Origin of the sequence: uncultured Escherichia sp. (genome assembly GCF_948475835.1) — a bacterium.
In the GTDB taxonomy this organism is placed as follows: Bacteria; Pseudomonadota; Gammaproteobacteria; order Enterobacterales; family Enterobacteriaceae; genus ECMA0423.
Window position 1 is genome coordinate 1 of sequence record NZ_CAOLGM010000243.1, and the last position, 2,221, is coordinate 2,221.

The window sequence follows — 2,221 nt, forward strand, 5'->3', positions numbered from 1 at the left end:
AATGAACGGCAGCGGGCCGGGCAGCGCAAGGTCCGTCTCGCCGGGCAGCACCTTCGCCCCCAGCAGCGGATTTACCGGGTTGCCCGAAGTCATCCCGCCCGGACACACCGAGCACGCCACGCCGGTGGGCGCGCCAATTCTTACACCTGCCGAACCCTGGACAATGGGACCGCCATACTGAGTCATATCTCCCTGACGCGCCGCTGGTTTTCCGCTCATATAAAGTGCCCTTTTAGTTATTGTTCATATCCCTGTGTTAGCAACAAAAAAAATAAAATGACACACAAGACCAGCTAATGTATTTATATATTTTTCACATAAACTTATTTGTTCTCAATCAACAACAACTGTTATTACAGGTCACTTTCAATATTCTATTAAACTAACATTTTTAGCACAGATGAATTCATCATCAACAAATTCACTATATGGATAATATCCATTCAACGCATATGATTTATGATTTTATTAGTCTGAGTTATTTTTGTAGGGCTATATTTAAAATCAATAAACTCCACCGATTCAGATTAATATCAGCAATAGAAAGATAGGAAATCACCAATTCAATAACATCATCAATGAAACATATTGTAGAATTAATTTAAACAAGGCGTTCCATTCAACCAGAACGCCCCTTATTTACTCTCATCACCCCGCAAACTGCCTGAACAGCGCCTTACCCTTAACCAGTCGCGCACCCAGCCAGCCGCCGAAAAGCGACAGCAGCAGCGCTCCGCTGCACGGCAGAACAATCCACAATCGCCAGTCTGGCTCCCACGGAAAATCAAACACTTTCGCCTGTAACACTGCCAGCGCCGTTTCCGCACCAATTGCGGCCACCAGGCCGGAAACAAACCCAAGCATGGCGAACTCACACCACAACGTGGTACGCAGCAGTTTTTTCCCCGCACCGAGTGTGCGCCACACCACCAGCTCCTGGTGGCGCTGACGCATACCCACCTGCACCTGTGCCAGCAACAGCAACATACCGCAGGCGGTGACCAGCACCACCATCACCTCCAGCGCCCGACTTACCTGCTCCAGCCCCTGACCGACCTGTTTTAAAATCGCGCCAATGTCTAACAGGCTAATGGTCGGGAACTGGCGGTTGAGTTGCGTCAACATGCCGTTGCCATTCTCCCAGCGGAAACTGGTAAGCCAGCTCTGCGGTTGCCCGTCTAATGCCCCTTCCGGGAAAATAAAATAGAAATTAGGCCGCAGACTTTCCCAGTCCACTTTGCGCAGGCTGGTCACTTTAGCGCGGAACTCCTGGGTATCGCCCATAAAAGTCACGGTATCACCGAGGGCAACCTTTAAGCGTTTCGCCAGCCCCTCTTCCATCGACACTTCATCGGCTTTTGGCGGCCAGTTACCGGCGACAATCGGATTATGATCGGGTCGCGTATTTTGCCAGGTAAGATTGAGTTCGCGGTTAAGCGCCTCATCTTCATTACCTTCTGTCGGCTTATCGTTAATCGCCGTCAGCCGCGCCCGCACTACCGGATAAAATGATTCCGGGACTATCTGATGTTCCGCGAGGAACGCTTTTAGCGGTTCTACCTGTTCTGTGGCAATGTTAATTAAAAAGTAGTTCGGGCTTTCTGGAGGTAGCTGCTGCTGCCAGCGGTCAAGCAGATCGCCACGCAATACCAGCAACAGCGCCAGCAGCATAAAGGAGAGCGAAAATGCCGAAAGCTGGCTTAATGTTGACCACGGCTGACGTAACAGGCGGCTAACCGCCAGGCGCAGAGGTAGCGATTTCAGCGTCATGCGGCGAAGTACATTCAGCATCATCCAGCCCAGCACACCGCACAGCAAAGCCAGTACTACCGCGCCCGCCAGCACCGCCCAAAGCAGCATGCTGCCACCCATTAATCCGGCGAGCAGCAGCACAACCACCACACTGACAATCGGCAGATAAAACTTCAGCGGCCAGACGTTCGCGACCACATCATTACGTAATACGCGTAAAGGCTGCGTTGCCAGCAACAAGCGGTACGGTCGTAGCCCCACCAGCAGCGAGATAACCGTCATGGTGCCCAGCGCCCATAGCCACGGCCAGAGGCTGGCTGGCGGTAGTGCAGCAGGCAGAACGGGCTTGAGCAGCACCATCAACACGTTTTCGAACAACAGGCCTATCGCCCCACCGGTAACGGCTGAAAGCGCCAGCACCAGCAACCACTGACCGACGATTAGCTTACGCAGTTGCGCTCGCCCTGCC

Annotated in this window: 2 protein-coding genes; both read right to left on the reverse strand. The window is 52.5% G+C overall.

What is annotated here, in order from left to right:
* On the reverse strand, window positions 1–219 hold a 219-nt coding region (locus QZF50_RS23510; RefSeq protein WP_001552141.1), incomplete at its 3' end, for a hypothetical protein.
* A 429-nt stretch (window positions 220–648) separates the two neighbouring features.
* Window positions 649–2,221, reverse strand: a 1,573-nt coding sequence (locus QZF50_RS23515; protein ID WP_290389036.1) for an FtsX-like permease family protein, incomplete at its 5' end; no start/stop codon positions are given.